The 14,239-nt window shown below is 66.5% G+C and carries 14 protein-coding genes; 7 read left to right on the top strand and 7 right to left on the bottom strand.

Annotated features, from left to right (window positions below):
* The first annotated feature begins 49 nt into the window (after window positions 1–49).
* Entirely contained in the window at window positions 50–490 is a 441-nt protein-coding gene (locus I6F28_RS13840) for a winged helix-turn-helix transcriptional regulator (RefSeq protein ID WP_225140120.1), read from the top strand.
* Window positions 491–700: 210 nt separating this feature from the next.
* On the opposite strand, the gene dprA is transcribed toward I6F28_RS13840, so the two are convergent.
* Window positions 701–1,843 (bottom strand): DNA-processing protein DprA, encoded by a 1,143-nt coding sequence (gene dprA, locus I6F28_RS13835; RefSeq protein ID WP_225140119.1) that lies wholly within the window; start codon window positions 1,841–1,843, stop codon window positions 701–703.
* Between the two features lie 91 nt (window positions 1,844–1,934).
* Here dprA and I6F28_RS13830 point away from each other — a divergent pair, with 91 nt between their 5' ends.
* A complete protein-coding gene (locus tag I6F28_RS13830; RefSeq protein WP_225140118.1) occupies window positions 1,935–3,179 on the top strand; it encodes an amidase in 1,245 nt (414 codons plus the stop codon).
* Here I6F28_RS13830 and I6F28_RS13825 read toward each other — a convergent pair.
* From I6F28_RS13825 to I6F28_RS13810, 4 genes are all read right to left on the bottom strand, one after another.
* Window positions 3,171–4,376: a patatin-like phospholipase family protein gene (locus I6F28_RS13825; protein ID WP_225140117.1), complete on the bottom strand. Its 1,206-nt coding sequence runs from the start codon at window positions 4,374–4,376 to the stop codon at window positions 3,171–3,173. The genes I6F28_RS13830 and I6F28_RS13825 overlap by 9 nt on opposite strands.
* A 310-nt stretch (window positions 4,377–4,686) precedes the next feature.
* Window positions 4,687–5,283, bottom strand: a complete 597-nt coding sequence (plsY, locus tag I6F28_RS13820; RefSeq protein ID WP_225140116.1) for a glycerol-3-phosphate 1-O-acyltransferase PlsY — start codon at window positions 5,281–5,283, stop codon at window positions 4,687–4,689.
* Window positions 5,284–5,330: 47 nt separating this feature from the next.
* Complete coding sequence (locus tag I6F28_RS13815; protein WP_225140157.1) at window positions 5,331–6,632, bottom strand: dihydroorotase; 1,302 nt, start codon at window positions 6,630–6,632, stop codon at window positions 5,331–5,333.
* Between the two features lie 5 nt (window positions 6,633–6,637).
* Window positions 6,638–7,585, bottom strand: coding sequence for an aspartate carbamoyltransferase catalytic subunit (locus I6F28_RS13810; protein ID WP_197952821.1), 948 nt, complete (start codon window positions 7,583–7,585; stop codon window positions 6,638–6,640).
* Window positions 7,586–7,811: 226 nt separating this feature from the next.
* On the opposite strand from I6F28_RS13810, the gene I6F28_RS13805 reads away from it, so the two are divergent.
* Genes I6F28_RS13805 through I6F28_RS13790 form a run of 4 tightly spaced genes read left to right on the top strand, consistent with a single transcriptional unit; the run spans window position 7,812 to window position 12,380 of the window.
* Window positions 7,812–9,158 (top strand): NADase-type glycan-binding domain-containing protein, encoded by a 1,347-nt coding sequence (locus I6F28_RS13805; RefSeq protein WP_225140115.1) that lies wholly within the window; start codon window positions 7,812–7,814, stop codon window positions 9,156–9,158.
* Window positions 9,155–9,928 (top strand): M15 family metallopeptidase, encoded by a 774-nt coding sequence (locus I6F28_RS13800; RefSeq protein ID WP_225140114.1) that lies wholly within the window; start codon window positions 9,155–9,157, stop codon window positions 9,926–9,928. The genes I6F28_RS13805 and I6F28_RS13800 overlap by 4 nt, the downstream gene beginning before the upstream one ends.
* Window positions 9,929–9,948: 20 nt before the next feature.
* Window positions 9,949–11,592, top strand: a complete 1,644-nt coding sequence (locus I6F28_RS13795; protein ID WP_225140113.1) for an acyl-CoA dehydrogenase family protein — start codon at window positions 9,949–9,951, stop codon at window positions 11,590–11,592.
* Between the two features lie 23 nt (window positions 11,593–11,615).
* The gene (locus I6F28_RS13790; RefSeq protein WP_225140112.1) at window positions 11,616–12,380 is read left to right on the top strand and encodes a CPBP family intramembrane glutamic endopeptidase; all 765 of its coding nucleotides are present in this window, start codon (window positions 11,616–11,618) and stop codon (window positions 12,378–12,380) included.
* A gap of 128 nt (window positions 12,381–12,508) precedes the next feature.
* On the opposite strand, the gene I6F28_RS13785 is transcribed toward I6F28_RS13790, so the two are convergent.
* Window positions 12,509–13,432 (bottom strand): AEC family transporter, encoded by a 924-nt coding sequence (locus I6F28_RS13785; protein ID WP_225140111.1) that lies wholly within the window; start codon window positions 13,430–13,432, stop codon window positions 12,509–12,511.
* A 3-nt stretch (window positions 13,433–13,435) separates the two neighbouring features.
* Window positions 13,436–13,927 carry a Holliday junction resolvase RuvX gene (gene ruvX / locus I6F28_RS13780; protein ID WP_036025537.1) on the bottom strand — a complete coding sequence of 164 codons (492 nt, stop codon included), beginning with the start codon at window positions 13,925–13,927 and terminating at the stop codon, window positions 13,436–13,438.
* A 47-nt stretch (window positions 13,928–13,974) separates the two neighbouring features.
* Here ruvX and I6F28_RS13775 point away from each other — a divergent pair, with 47 nt between their 5' ends.
* Window positions 13,975–14,190 carry a hypothetical protein gene (locus tag I6F28_RS13775; protein WP_036039246.1) on the top strand — a complete coding sequence of 72 codons (216 nt, stop codon included), beginning with the start codon at window positions 13,975–13,977 and terminating at the stop codon, window positions 14,188–14,190.
* The last annotated feature ends 49 nt before the right edge of the window (window positions 14,191–14,239 follow it).

The following is a 14,239-nucleotide window of genomic DNA, read 5'->3' as shown; positions in this document are numbered from 1 at the left end:
CTACATGTGTGACTATCGAAATCCCCGCAAGAACGCACTTTTTTGAGCCATGGGCACATCATTGAAACCTGCGCACACCGAATTGCCCGCAACGCCGCGGCCAAATCCGAGACTGGATACCAGGCCCATGCCGGATCCCAACCATGCGGATTGCCGTGGGGTCGCCTCCGTGCTGTCCCGCGTCGGCGACAAATGGAGCGTGTTCGTCATCATGATGCTGAGCGACGGGCCAAAGCGCTTCAACGAGCTCAAGCGCATGATCAACGGCATCTCGCAGCGGATGTTGACCCTGACGCTGCGCGGCCTCGAGCGCGACGGCCTCGTTACGCGCACGATCTTTCCGACCATCCCGCCGCGGGTGGACTATGAGCTGACCGATCTCGGCCGCGGCCTGTCGCGCCCCGTCGAGGCGCTCGGCAAATGGGCGAAGGACCATCTGGATCAGATCGAGGCCGCGCGCACGAAGTTCGACCAGCGTAACGAGGGCTGAAGCGGAGAATGTTGCGAGGTCGATTTTACCCTCCCCTGGAGGGGGAGGGTCGATCGCGCGAAGCGCGAGCGGGGTGGGGTGATCTCTCCTCTCGGGCACCGTATCGGCGGAGAGACCGTCACCCCACCCCGCCTCACATTTCGCTGCGCTCAATGTGAGCCGACCCTCCCCCTCCAGGGGAGGGTCAGAGTTCGAGCTCATTTCGTCGCCCTACAGCAGCGAGACCAATCCGCCGCCGTGACGTTCGAGCTTGCCGGCGAGTTCGAGCTCCAGCAGCACGGTGCGCACGATCGCGGGCGAGGCGCCGGACATCCGGACGAGGTCGTCGATCGAGATAGGCGCAGGGCCGAGCAGGGCGGTGATCTGGTCGCGGTCATGGCTTTGCGGATCGCTTTCGAACGGCTCGCTGTCGGGCTCGCCCGCGGGGTGCATCAGCGGCCGCTCCATGATCGGCTGAACCGCGTTGACGATGTCGGCGGCTTCGGTGACGAGCGTTGCGCCCTGCTTGATCAGGTCGTTGGTGCCGGCGGCGCGCGGATCGAGCGGCGAGCCCGGGACGGCGAACACCTCGCGGCCCTGTTCGGCCGCCATGCGCGCGGTGATCAGCGAGCCCGAGCGGTGCGCCGCCTCGACCACGACGACGCCGAGCGAAGCGCCCGAGATCAGGCGGTTGCGACGGGGAAAGTCGCGGGCGCGGGGCTCGTGGCCCAGCGGCATCTCGGAAATCGCAGCGCCAGCGTGATCCAGGATCGCGGCGAGCAGGTCGCCATGCTCGGGCGGATAGATGCAGTCGTGGCCGCCGGCGAGCACGGCGATCGTGCCGCTCTCGATGCTGGTGCGATGCGCGGCCTGGTCGACGCCGCGGGCGAGGCCCGAGATGACCACGAAGCCGGCTTCGCCGAGCTCGCGCGCGAGCTGGCCGGCGAATTTCAGGCCGGCGCCGGAGGCGTTGCGCGAGCCGACGATCGCGATCATCGGCCGCATCAGGGTCTTGGTGTCGCCGCGCACGGCGAGCAGCGGCGGCGCATCGTCGATCATCGCCAGCCGCGCCGGATAGCCGTCCTCGCCGGGCGCGCGCCAGGCGATGCCGAACTTGCGGCCCGCGGCGAGCTCGGCCTTCGCTTCGTCCGCACTGCAGATACGCCCCGATCGCGCCGCGCCGCCGCGGCGGGCGAGATCAGGCAGCCGCTCCAGCGCGGCGCGCGGGCTGCCGAAATGATCGACCAGCGAACGAAAGGTGCGCGGCCCGACATTGTCGGAACGGATCAGCCGCAAGCGGTCGATCCGCTCAGCCTCGGTCAGCTCCACGCTTCTGTTGATGGCGTCCACGGCGTCTCCTTGCAGGGACAACATGGAACAACCAGAGGGCGTCGCGCAACAGGGACGTGCGCTTGCACGACCTCGCTGCGATGCTAAAAGCGATGCCAATAAGAAGGATGTTGCCATGATCTCACTCGCCGACCTCCAGCGCCGCATTGAAGCGGGTAAGCTTTCGCCCGATGACGCCATCTCCCAGTCGCATGCGGCGATCGAGGCCAAGGAGAAGGACGTCCAGGCTTTCGTCCGGCACGACAAATCCGCGAGGGGGCAAGCCTCGGGCCCGCTGCGCGGCGTTGCCGTCGGCATCAAGGACATCATCGACACCGCCAACATGCCGACCGAGATGGGCTCGGAGATCTATAGCGGTTGGCAGCCGCGCAGCGATGCGCCTGTGGTGATGATGCTGAAGCGGGCCGGGGCCACCATCATCGGCAAGACCACCACGACCGCGTTTGCCTCGCGCGATCCGACGCCGACGCGCAATCCGCACAATACGGCTCATTCGCCCGGCGGCTCGTCCTCGGGCTCGGCGGCAGCCGTCGGCGCCGGCATGATCCCGCTGGCGCTGGGCACCCAGACCGGCGGCTCGGTGATCCGGCCCGCGGCCTATTGCGGGACGGCCGCGATCAAGCCGTCGTTCCGGATGCTGCCGACGGTCGGCGTGAAGTGCTATTCGTGGGCGCTCGACACGGTCGGCCTGTTCGGCGCCCGGGCGGAGGATCTTGCGCGCGGTCTCTTGGCGATGACGGGGCGCACGGAATTCTCCGGCATCAGCCCGGCGAAGTCGCCGCGCATCGGCGTGGTCAGGCAGGAGTTCGCGGGCGCCGTGGAGCCGGCGGCCGAAGAGGGGCTGCAGGCTGCGATCAAGGCGGCGGAGCGCGCCGGTGCCAGCGTGCAAACCATCGATCTGCCCGAGGCGGTGCAGGAGGCCTGGCGCATCCATCCGATCATCCAGGATTATGAGGCGCATCGCGCGCTCGCCTGGGAGTTTTTGGAACGTCACGACGAGATCGCGCCGATGCTGCGCGCCAGTCTCGATGCGACGGTCGGGCTGACGCCGAAAGACTATGACGAGGCGCGCCGCATCAGCCGTCGCGGCCGCCGCGAGCTCAGTGAATTGTTCGAAGGCTTCGACGTGCTGCTGACCTATTCCGCGCCCGGCACCGCGCCGGCCAAGGAGCTCGCGACCACCGGCGACCCCCGCTACAACCGGCTGTGGACGCTGATGGGCAATCCGTGCGTCAACGTGCCGGTGCTCAAGGTCGGCGGCCTGCCTGTTGGCGTGCAGGTGATCGCACGCTTCGGCAACGATCCGCTCGCGCTCGCGACGGCCTGGTTCCTGGAGGACGCGCTGGCGAAATCAGGCTAGCGCAGGTTCGGAAGGAGCGAGGGCCCGAGCGGACGCTGAGGGCGCTGCCCCGGCTCCCACACCCGCACCTTGCCCGAGCCAGCGCTCGGCGGCTTCGCGACCGCTCCGGTGTAGCAGGCGAATGAAGCCGCGGCCGAGATCGGTGGATGAGCGCTGCGCCAGGCTGTCGACGGTATCTTCGGCCGAAATCCTGGTGAGCCGCAGCGGAGAGGCCATGTGCGACTGCGCCCATTCGATCGCGGCGATCTCGGCATTGAGCGCGGCGTTGGCCGCGATCTGATCGAGCCGGCGATCGATCGCGGCGAGCGTGATCGGCACGTAGCTGTCGCGCGTCGGCGTGACCTGGACCAGCAGCAGATCCGTTGCCGCCGTGTCCTGCACCAGGCGCAGCAGCGGCGGATTGCCGCCGAAGCCGCCGTCCCAATAGGCCTCGCCATCGATCTCGACGGCGCAATGAACGAGGGGTGGGCAGGTCGAGGCCAGCGCGACGTCGGCGGTGATGGCCTCGTTGCCGAAAATCTGCTGCTGCCCGTCGCGGATCCGCGTCGCCGCGATCAGCAGCTTCGGGCAGCGCGCATGGCGCAGGACGGAAAAATTGATGTCGCGGGAGACCGCCTGCCGCAGCGGATCGAGGTCGAACGGATCGAACTGGCCGGAGCGCAGGGTCGGGCCGAACGCGACCGAGCTTCCCGCCGGCGAAAAGCCGCCGATCAGCATCAGTGAGCGGAACGAGGCCTCGTGCATCAGCCGGACCCAGAACCGGTTCAGCCGGGAGCGTGCGCCTTCACGGCCGCCTTCGGCCAGGCCGCAAGCGAGGAGCAGCGCATTGATGGCGCCGGCGCTGGCGCCGCTGACGGTGTCGATCTCGATGGAGGTCTCTTCGAGCAGGCGCTCCAGCACGCCCCAGGTGAAGGCCGCAAAGGTGCCGCCGCCCTGCAGCGCCAGCGAAAGCTTTCGCGGCGGCCATTGCTCGGAACGCGCCCGCGCGGGCGCGACCGGTGCAGCCTTGGCGACGGCGACATCGAGCGGAGCGTCAGGCTTGACTGCAGGCTCCGGCTGCGGCGCTGGCCGTGCAGCGGGCGCGGGCAGCGGCGCGTCGGACCAGATATTGGTCGCCGAGAGCAGCCGGCTTGCTGCAGTGCCGGAAGCACCGAGCGAGCCGATCCCGTCATTCACGCCGACAATCTTCTCGCTCATTCTGAGCAACCGCCTAACGCCGTTTCCCGTATCAGGATGACAGGCATGGAACCAGTTCGCTACAGCCTGCCGTGACTCGCAGGAGAATTGCGAACAGGATTTGGCATATAATGCGGAAGGGGTGCGGCGGTATCCGTACTTTTTCCGACCTCAAATTCTTGTTTGAGGCGTTGTCGCGACGCGAACCGGAATCCAATTCGCTCGAAAACGCTCTAAAGCGCGATGCGATTAGGAATCGTCATCACGCTTTAGGTTATTGTTTGAGCATGATCTTTTCGGAAAACCGCTACGCACTTTTCCGGATCATGCTCTAGGCCTTCTCGCCGATCCGGCTTTCCTTGCCGGCTTGCAGGCGCTTGATGTTCTCGCGATGCGCGTAGAACAACAGCAGGGTCAGCACGGCGGCGAGTGCCGACAATGCGAGATGACCGAACCACCACAGGAACATCGGCGTGATGAATGCCGCCACCAGCGCCGAGAGCGAGGAATAGCGGGTGGTGAAGGCGGTCGCCAGCCAGAGCAGGCAGAACACGACGGCGCCCGGCCAGAACAACCCCAGCAGGATGCCGATATAGACCGCGACGCCCTTGCCGCCTTTGAACTTCAGCCAGACCGGGAAGAGGTGGCCGAGGAAAGCGCCGAGCCCGGCTACCATTGCAGCATAGGGGCCTGCGATGGAGCCGGCGATCATCACCGCCGCGGTGCCCTTGAGTGCGTCGAACAGCAGGGTGCCCGCGGCAAGGCTCTTGCGTCCGGTGCGCAGCACGTTGGTGGCGCCGATGCTGCCGGAGCCGATGGAACGGATATCCTGGGTGCCCGCGAGCCTGGTCAGGATCAGCCCGAACGGAATCGAGCCGAGGAGATAGCCGATGACGAAGGCCACCGGCAGAAACGGTTCAAGCGCCATGGCGGCATCTCCAAAGGCCCATTCTGCACGTCGAACGAAGCCGCACGTCAGACATGCTCATATACCGTTCGTCCGCCGACAATGGTGCGCACCACCCGGCCTGTAAAGCGGGCCTCGTCGAACGGGGTGTTCTTGCAGGGCGACTTGAGGTCGGCGGGATCGACCACCCAGGGCACGTCGGGGTCGATCACGATGACATCCGCGGGGCTGCCGGCGCGCAGGGTTCCGCCCGATAGGCCGAGCAGCTCGGCCGGGCGGGTCGACATCGCGCGGATCAGCGTCTTCAGCTCGATCTCGCCATTGTGCACCAGCCGCAGGCCGGCCGGCAGCATGGTCTCGAGCCCGACGGCGCCGGGCGCGGCTTCCGCGAACGGCAGGCGCTTGCCCTCGACGTCCTGCGGATTGTGGTCGGACATGATGACATCGAGCAGGCCGGAGCCGATCGCCGCCACCAGGGCGCGGCGGTCGTCCTCGGTGCGCAGCGGCGGCGACAGCTTCAGGAACGAACGGTAAGGACCGATGTCGTTCTCGTTCAGCGCCAGATGATTGATCGAGACCGAGGCGCTGACGGCGAGCCCGGCATCGCGGGCGCGCTGGAGGATGTCGAGGGAATCGATGCAGGTCAGCGACGCCGCGTGGTAGCGGCCGCCGGTGAGGGCGACGAGGCGCAGATCGCGCTCCAGCATCACGGCTTCGGCGGCATTCGGGATGCCCACCAGGCCGAGCCGCGAGGCGAACTCGCCCTCGTTCATCACGCCTTCGCCGACGAGATCGGGATCTTCGGTGTAATGCACGATCAGCGCGTCGAAATCGCGCGCATAGGTCAGCGCGCGGCGCATCACCTGCGCATTGGTCACGCTTTTGGCGCCATCGCTGAAGGCGACGGCGCCAGCGGCCTTGAGCAGGCCGAACTCGGTCATCTCCTGGCCGTGCATGCCCTTGGTGAGGGCGGCCATCGGCTGGATGTTGACGATCGCGGTGTCGCGGGCGCGGCGCATCACGAAATCGACCGTCGCCGAATTGTCGATCACCGGCGAGGTGTCGGGCTGGCAGATGATGGTGGTGATGCCGCCGGTCGCGGCCGCCTGGCTCGCGGTGGCAAAGGTCTCGCGATGGCTGAAGCCGGGCTCGCCGACGAAGGCGCGCATGTCGATCAGGCCGGGTGCGACGATCTTGCCGGCGCAATTGACGATGTCGGTGCCCTCGGGGACGCCGGCCGCGCCGATGCCGCGGCGGGTCTCGCGGATGCTGCCGTCGGCGATCAGGACGTCGCCGATCCCGTCGAAATCCCTGGAGGGATCGACGACGCGGGCGTTGGCCAGCAGGATGGGGCGGCGATCGGTCAGCATCGGCATCACGCGTTCGGCAGGTTACGGGCGAGCGCTTCCAGCACCGCCATGCGCACGGCGACGCCCATCTCCACCTGCTCGCGGATCAGGGATTGCGCACCGTCGGCGACCGCGGTGTCGATTTCGACGCCGCGGTTCATGGGGCCGGGATGCATCACGAGCGCGTCCGGCTTGGCGTAAGCCAGCTTCTTCTGGTCGAGCCCGAAATAATGGAAGTATTCGCTCGACGACGGCACGAAGGAGCCGTTCATGCGCTCGCGCTGCAGCCGCAGCATCATGACGATGTCGGCGCCGTTGAGACCCTCGCGCATGTCGCGCGCGACCTCGACGCCCATCCGCTCGATGCCCGGCGGCAGCAGCGTGGAGGGCCCGACGACGCGGACGCGGGCGCCCATGGTGTTGAGCAGGATGATGTTGGATCGGGCGACTCGCGAATGCAGCACGTCGCCGCAGATCGCGACCACGAGCCCCTCGATCCGACCCTTGTTCCGGCGGATGGTGAGTGCGTCGAGCAGTGCCTGGGTCGGATGCTCGTGCGCGCCGTCGCCGGCATTGATCACGGAACCGTCGACCTTGCGGGCCAGCAGTTCCACCGCGCCGGAGGCGTGATGGCGCATCACCAGGATGTCCGGGTGCATCGCATTGAGCGTCATCGCGGTGTCGATCAGTGTCTCGCCCTTCTTGATCGACGAGGACGCCACCGACATGTTCATGACGTCGGCGCCCAGCCGCTTGCCCGCGAGCTCGAACGAGGATTGGGTCCGGGTGGAGGCCTCGAAGAACAGGTTCACCTGCGTCCGTCCGCGCAGGACGGTGCGCTTCTTGTCAACCTGGCGGTTGAGCTCGACATATTCTTCGGACAGGTCGAGGAGGCCGCTGATGTCGGCCGCGGAAAGGCCCTCGATGCCCAGCAAATGCCGGTGGCCGAGGACGAAGGTCGATTTCGATGTCATTAAAAGCAGAGCTATAGGGGCGGACGGCGGGGGGAGCAAGCTTCAAATCCCGTCGCCGGACTTATCCACGGCGCTTTGCGGCGGAGGCGGGCGCCGCCGGCCTGTGTTCGAGGCAGCCGCTTTGCGCTAGACTCGCAACATTCGTTGCGTCACGGGCTGGATCATGACGGGCACGCGGTATTTTAATCGACTGGCGCGCAATGTTGCTGCGCTCGCGACCGCGTGCATGGCTGGCCTTGCAACACCGGCTTGGGCCGAAAAACGCGTCGCACTCGTGATCGGCAACGATCTCTATCCGAACCTGCCGGCCGACCGGCAATTGAAGAAGGCCGCCAATGACGCAACGACCGTGGCCGACGCGCTGAGGTCGCTCGGGTTCGACATCGTGCTCGGGACCAATCTCGGTCGCCAGGGCATGATCGACCGGCTCGCTGATTTCACCTCGCGGCTCGAGCCGGGCGATACCGCCGCCGTGTTCTATGCCGGACACGGCGTTGCGATCTCAGGCGTGAACTACCTCGTGCCGAGCGACGTTCCCACCGTGAACGAGGGCGCCGAGGCGCGGGTGCGCGGGGCCTCGATCGCCGAGCCCGACGTGATTGCGGAGCTTCAGGCCAAGGCAGTGCGGGTCGCCTTCGTTGTCATCGATGCCTGCCGTGACAATCCGTTTCCGCGCGCCGCGGGACGTTCGATCGGGAACACGCGGGGGCTTGCTGACGCGCGGCCCGCGCGCGGGATCTTCTCGCTCTATTCCGCAGGCATCGGCCAGACCGCGCTCGACCAGCTCGGCAGCAACGATACGGCGCACAATTCGGTGTTCACGCGGATATTCGTCGAGCAGCTTAAGCGGCCCGAGCTGCATCTCGGCGACCTAGCGGTCGAGGTGCGCGAGCGCGTGGCGGCGCTGGCGCTGACGGCGACGGATGCCGGAGGACAAGCAGCACCGCACGAGCAGACGCCCGCCTATTACGACCAGACGCTCGGCGGGCGTATCTTTCTCTGGAATGCGGAATCGTCGAACGGGGCGCCGAAAGTGGCGGGCATGCTGGTGAAGCCGCCGGCAAGGCCTGCTGTCGCGGAGCGCGCCACCATGCGTCCGCCGCGTCCCTCCGCGGCAGGCGAAAGCTGCGCCCGCAGCGGCTTCGAGACCTATTGCGTCAGCTCAATGCTGAAGCCGCAATTCGGCAATTCGTACGGCGCAGCGAATTTGTTCGACGCCTCGACGGGGACGGCCTGGGTCGAGGGCGCATCCGGCAACGGCATCGGCGAGTGGATCACCATCGAGTTCGAAACCGTGCGGCGGGTCAAGTCGATCCACGTGCAGAACGGCTACCAGAAAAGTCCCGACATCTTCGCCAAGAACAACAGGGTCCGCCAGATCCGCGTGCTGTTCTCGGGCGGCCAGTCGCAGACCTTCATTCTCGACGACAAGCTGTCGGCGCAATTGCTGACATTGCGGCCGCCGGTGTCGGCCCATTGGATGCAGTTCGTCATCGACGATGTCTGGGCCGGCAACAAATATACGGACACCGCGATCACGAAGCTTCTGGTCAACTCGGATCCGATGCAATGACCGCGAGGACCGGAACCGCGGCGCGCGCCGCGCTTGTCGTGCTGCTTGCGCTGTCGTTCCTCGCCCCCGTGCGGGCGCAGACCTTGCCCGGCGACTTCGTCTATCTGCGCGACATCGATCCCAGCATCATCCAGGACATCCGTTACGCCACGTCGAACAATTTCGTCGGCCGTCCGCTCGCCGGCTACGATGCCGGCGAGTGCGTGGTGAAGCGCGAGGTGGGGCTACGGCTGAAAGCGGTGCAGCAGGAGCTGGCAGCGCAAAATCTCTCGCTCAAGATGTTCGACTGCTACCGGCCGGCGCGGGCCTCGCTCGACATGGTCAGGTGGTCGCAGAACGGCCGCGAGACGGCGTCGGAGCGGCGCTACAATCCGAAGATCCCCAAGACCGAGCTGTTCCGCCTCGGCTACATTGCGAGCCGCTCGCAGCATTCGACCGGTGCGGCACTCGATCTCACGCTGGTCGATCTCAGGGCGGACAATTCTGCCAAATATGATCCAGCCAAGACCTATGCGGATTGCACGGCGCCGGTCGAGGCGCGGGCGCCCGAGGGCAGCGTCGACATGGGCACAGGCTACGACTGTACCGACCCGAAGGGGCACACTGCGGCACCATCGATCACTCCGGAGCAGCGCGCCTGGCGCAAGCGGCTGGTGGCTGTGATGGCCAGGCAAGGCTTTGTGAACTATTCGAAGGAGTGGTGGCATTTTTCGCTGCCGGGGGCAGGCGGGGCGGCCTATGATTTCCCGATCCAGCCGCGACGGAACTGATTCCGCGCCGAGGACGCAAAATGACCCAGCCCACATTTGCGACCCACGAGGTCTTCAACCAGTCGCCGCCGTTCGAGGACGTCGATCTTTTCGCCGTGGACCGGCCGCTGGTCGAGGCGGTCAGGGCCAATGGCGGCGCAGCGGCCGAGCGGGAACTGTCGGAGTTCGGCCGGCATTGGGGCTCGGCGGCAATGGCCGATCGCGGGCGCCTTGCGAACGAGAACACGCCGAAGCTGCGCAGCTTCGATGCCAAGGGCAATCGCCGCGACCAGGTCGAGTTTCATCCCGCCTATCACGAGCTGATGGCGCACAGTGCGCATGCCGGCGTGCACAATTCTACCTGGACCGCGGATGGCAAGCCGGCCGGCGATGGCGCTGAGGTCATTCGCGCTGCAAAGTTCTACATGGCTGCGCAAGTCGAGACCGGCCATCTCTGCCCGATCACGATGACGCGCGCCTCCGTCGGTGCCCTGGCGCTGCAGCCCGACTTGCTCGCGCGGGTGATGCCGGTGCTGTCGACCAAGAGCTACGATCCGAGCTTTGCGCCGTGGTGGCAGAAACGCGGCATGACGCTCGGCATGGGCATGACCGAGAAGCAGGGCGGCACCGACGTGCGCGCCAACATGACGCGTGCGGTGCGCGACGGGGACGGCTATCGCATCACCGGCCACAAATGGTTCATGTCGGCGCCGATGTGCGATGCGTTCCTGGTGCTGGCACAGGCCGACGGCGGGCTGACCTGTTTCTTCATGCCGCGCTTCGCGCCGGATGGATCGGTCAACGCCGTCCAGTTCCAGCGGCTGAAGGACAAGCTCGGCAACCGCTCCAATGCCTCGTCCGAGGTCGAATTCACAGGCGCCTATGCCGAAAGGGTCGGCGAGGAAGGCAAGGGCATCCGCACCATCATCCAGATGGTGCAGCTGACGCGGCAGGATTGCGCGATCGCCTCCGTCGGCCTGATGCGCTCGGGGCTTGCGCATGCACTGCACCACGCCCGGCATCGCAGCGTGTTCCAGAAGCATCTGGCCGATCAGCCCCTGATGCAGGCCGTGCTGTCGGATATGGCGCTGCATGTGGAGGCGAGCACGGCGCTGGTGATGCGGCTCTGCCGTGCCTTCGACCGCACGCCGCACGATGCGGCGGAGGCGACTTATATGCGACTGCTCACGCCCGCGATCAAATACTGGACCTGCAAGAGCGCGCCGCCGTTCCTGTTTGAGGCGATGGAGTGCCTCGGCGGCAACGGTTATGTCGAGGACGGCATTCTGGCGCGCCACTATCGGGAGTCGCCGGTCAACGCGATCTGGGAGGGCTCGGGCAACGTGATGTGCCTCGACGTGCTCCGCGCGCTCTCGCGCGAGGGCGAGGCGGCGACGGCGGTGCTGCAAACGCTGGCGGCCGAGACCAAGGGGCTGCCGGGGGCGGGCGAGGCGGCCAGCTTCATCGGCAAGACGTTTCGGCGCGCCGACGGCGAGCGCGTCGCGCGGCTTGCGGTCGAGAAGCTGGCATTGCTGGCCGCGACGGCCGCGCTCAATGGCGTGTCGCCGCGCCAGGCCGAATTGTTTGCCGCGACCCGCCTCGCGACGAACCATGCCAGCATGTACGGCGCGGTCGAGCTCGACAGCGCCGCCGTGCGCGCGCTGCTGGAGCGGGCGCTGCCGTGAGCCTCCAAAACGAAAGCCTCCCGATGCACTCCCTCAATCCCGATCATCCGCCGTTGACCGCGACGCCAGCGACACCGCGTGTCTGGAAGTTTTGGGGCACGGCGCTGTGGGGCCTCTTCATCTTCGTTGCGATGTTCGTCGGGCAGATCGGCGCCGTCCTTCTGCTGGCGGCGCAGCGTGGTCTACCCATGGACCTCGCTTCGCTGCAGGTCGTCGGCCGCGAGCCCCAGACGCTTGCGCTCTCGGTCATCATGGGCTTGCCGGCGACACTGGCCGCCGTCTGGCTCGCCATTCGCATCAAGAAAGCTTCGTTCATCGATTATCTCGCGCTGCATTGGCCGTCCTGGAAGCAGCTGCTGTTCGGCGCCGTCGGCCTCATCCTGATCGTGCTGCTCTGGGAGACGATGTCGCGCGCCCTCGGCCGCGAGGCGACGCCGGGCTTCATGACCGATCTGTTGAAAACGGGCCGCGACAAGGGCGCCGCGCTGCTGCTGCTGGCCGCATTCGCGGTGGCGGCGCCGATGTCGGAAGAGGTTCTGGCGCGAGGCTTCCTCTATCGTGGCTGGTCGGCGAGCTTCCTGCGCGCACCCGGCGCGATCCTGATGTCGTCGCTGGTGTGGACAATCGTCCATCTGCAGTACGACATGTACTTCCTCGCCGAAGTTTTTGCCATCGGCCTGTGGTTCGGCTACATGCGCTACCGCTCCGGCTCGCTGTGGCTCACGATCGTGCTGCATGCGCTGAACAATCTCACCGCGGTGGTGCTGACGATGTGGCTGGGGAGCTAGGCCGCAACTTCGTCATTGCGAGCGCAGCGAAGCAATCCATAATCTCTCCGCCGCGGCAGTCTGGATTGCTTCGTCGCAAGAGCTCCTCGCATGACGAGGTGAGAGAGGTGCGCTCGAATTGACGAGTGCTAGGCCGCCAACCCGATCGCGATCGGCATCGTAATGGCTGCAAAGATCGTCTGCAGCGTGATGATCTGCGCGAGCAGGGGGGCGTCGCCGCCCATCTGGCGGGCGAGGACATAGGCGCTGGACGATGTCGGCACAGCCGAGCAGATCGCCACGATCGCCAGGCTGTTGCCGGAAAGCCCGAACCAGAGACCGAGACCCATCGCGAGCGCGGGCATCAGCAAGAGCTTGAAAACAACACCGACGGCTGCGCCGAGGCTTGGACGGAAGAGCCCTTCGAGATGCAGTCCCGCGCCTGTGACGAGCAGGCCGATGGCGAGGGAGGAACTGCCGAGCGCGTCTGCAACCTCGTGCCAGAGCCTTGGCAGCGGCAGATGGGTGACATTGACAGTAAGGCCGATGACGCAGGCCCAGATCAAGGGATTGCGCACCAATGTCATGAAGATGGCGCGGCCGGATTGCTTTTCCGGCGATGCGTAACGAGCGAGCACCGACACGCTGAACACGTTGACGAGCGGGATGATGGCCACCATCGCAACGGAGGCGAGCGCCAGCCCGACATCGCCAAACAGATTGGCGGCGATCGACAGCGCAACGAAGGTCTGCCAGCGCGTCGCCCCCTGGAAGATCGAGGTGAAGGCGGGGCCGTCGATGCCGAGCCGCGACAGGGCGGGGCGCAGCGCGAGGCACAACAGCGACATCGCCAGTGCCGACAGCAGCAGCGCGCCGCCGACGCCGGCGACCGGCACCTTGGAGAGGTCGGCTTTTACCAGGGTCTGGATCAGCAGCATCGGAAACAACACGAAATAGGTCAGCTGCTCCAACCCGTGCCATTGCGTGTCGAGCCGCATCAGGCTGCGCTTCAGCACGATGCCGAGCACGATCAGGATGAAGACCGGCAGTAGCGCCGCGATGACGACGGCCATGGATCAGTCCGGTCCCGGGCTCGTGCGTAGATTGGCAAGGCGATCGAGTGCGCCTTGCAGGATGAAGATCGCGGCGTGCTCGTCGATCACCTCGGCCCGCTTGGCGCGGCTGACGTCCATGCCGATCAGCTCGCGCTCGACCGCCGCGGTCGAAAGACGTTCGTCCCAGAGACCGATGGGCAGCGCGGTCAATCCGGCCAGATTGCGCGCGAAGGCGCGGGTCGATTGCGCGCGCGGCCCTTCGCTGCCGTCCATGTTGATGGGCAGGCCCAGCACGAAGCCGACCACCTTGCGCTCGGTGGCGATGGCCAGCAGCCTGGCGGCATCCTGCTTGAACTGCTTGCGCTGGATCGTCTCGACTCCGGTCGCCAGCCGCCGGTCCGGGTCGGACACCGCAACGCCGATGGTCTTCGTGCCCAAATCGAGGCCGACCAGCGCGCCGCGCGCGGGCCAGTGGGTTGCAGCATCGATGAGAGGCAGGATAGGAGCCGGCATGGCTTTAGCGCATATCATGCGTCGCGCTGCGGGGTGAACTGATAACCATGGATGCACTGACACTATTCGGCCTGTTTGCCGTGACGGCGATGCTGGTCTGCTATGCCCTGGAGGATCGCAGCCACTGGTTCGTGCTGCTGTTCGCGGCGTCCTGCGCGCTGGGGTCGGCCTATGGCTTCCTGCAAGGCGCCTGGCCGTTCGGCCTGGTCGAGGCGATCTGGGCCATCGTCGCATTGCGGCGGTGGCAGGTGAGGCCGCGGTGACGGAGGGGTGGGCGAGGGGCCTGCCGCGCGGCAAGCGGCTCCTCGCCCG

It is taken from the genome of Bradyrhizobium sp. NBAIM14 (genome assembly GCF_020193895.1).
GTDB classification, from domain to species: Bacteria; Pseudomonadota; Alphaproteobacteria; order Rhizobiales; family Xanthobacteraceae; genus Bradyrhizobium; species Bradyrhizobium yuanmingense.
Note: the sequence above shows the minus strand (reverse complement) of the source record. Positions and strands in the feature narration are given on the sequence as shown.

What these genes read in the sequence shown, in the direction of transcription:
- I6F28_RS13805 (WP_225140115.1), top strand. Translation starts at nt 7,812, where the DNA reads ATGGCTGGCCTTGCAACACCGGCTTGGGCCGAAAAACGCGTCGCACTC.
- I6F28_RS13775 (WP_036039246.1), top strand. Translation starts at nt 13,975, where the DNA reads ATGGATGCACTGACACTATTCGGCCTGTTTGCCGTGACGGCGATGCTG.
- I6F28_RS13785 (WP_225140111.1), bottom strand. Translation starts at nt 13,432, where the DNA reads ATGGCCGTCGTCATCGCGGCGCTACTGCCGGTCTTCATCCTGATCGTG.
- I6F28_RS13810 (WP_197952821.1), bottom strand. Translation starts at nt 7,585, where the DNA reads ATGACATCGAAATCGACCTTCGTCCTCGGCCACCGGCATTTGCTGGGC.
- ruvX (WP_036025537.1), bottom strand. Translation starts at nt 13,927, where the DNA reads ATGCCGGCTCCTATCCTGCCTCTCATCGATGCTGCAACCCACTGGCCC.
- I6F28_RS13840 (WP_225140120.1), top strand. Translation starts at nt 50, where the DNA reads ATGGGCACATCATTGAAACCTGCGCACACCGAATTGCCCGCAACGCCG.
- I6F28_RS13795 (WP_225140113.1), top strand. Translation starts at nt 9,949, where the DNA reads ATGACCCAGCCCACATTTGCGACCCACGAGGTCTTCAACCAGTCGCCG.
- I6F28_RS13825 (WP_225140117.1), bottom strand. Translation starts at nt 4,376, where the DNA reads ATGAGCGAGAAGATTGTCGGCGTGAATGACGGGATCGGCTCGCTCGGT.
- dprA (WP_225140119.1), bottom strand. Translation starts at nt 1,843, where the DNA reads ATGTTGTCCCTGCAAGGAGACGCCGTGGACGCCATCAACAGAAGCGTG.
- I6F28_RS13830 (WP_225140118.1), top strand. Translation starts at nt 1,935, where the DNA reads ATGATCTCACTCGCCGACCTCCAGCGCCGCATTGAAGCGGGTAAGCTT.
- I6F28_RS13790 (WP_225140112.1), top strand. Translation starts at nt 11,616, where the DNA reads ATGCACTCCCTCAATCCCGATCATCCGCCGTTGACCGCGACGCCAGCG.
- I6F28_RS13815 (WP_225140157.1), bottom strand. Translation starts at nt 6,632, where the DNA reads ATGCTGACCGATCGCCGCCCCATCCTGCTGGCCAACGCCCGCGTCGTC.
- plsY (WP_225140116.1), bottom strand. Translation starts at nt 5,283, where the DNA reads ATGGCGCTTGAACCGTTTCTGCCGGTGGCCTTCGTCATCGGCTATCTC.
- I6F28_RS13800 (WP_225140114.1), top strand. Translation starts at nt 9,155, where the DNA reads ATGACCGCGAGGACCGGAACCGCGGCGCGCGCCGCGCTTGTCGTGCTG.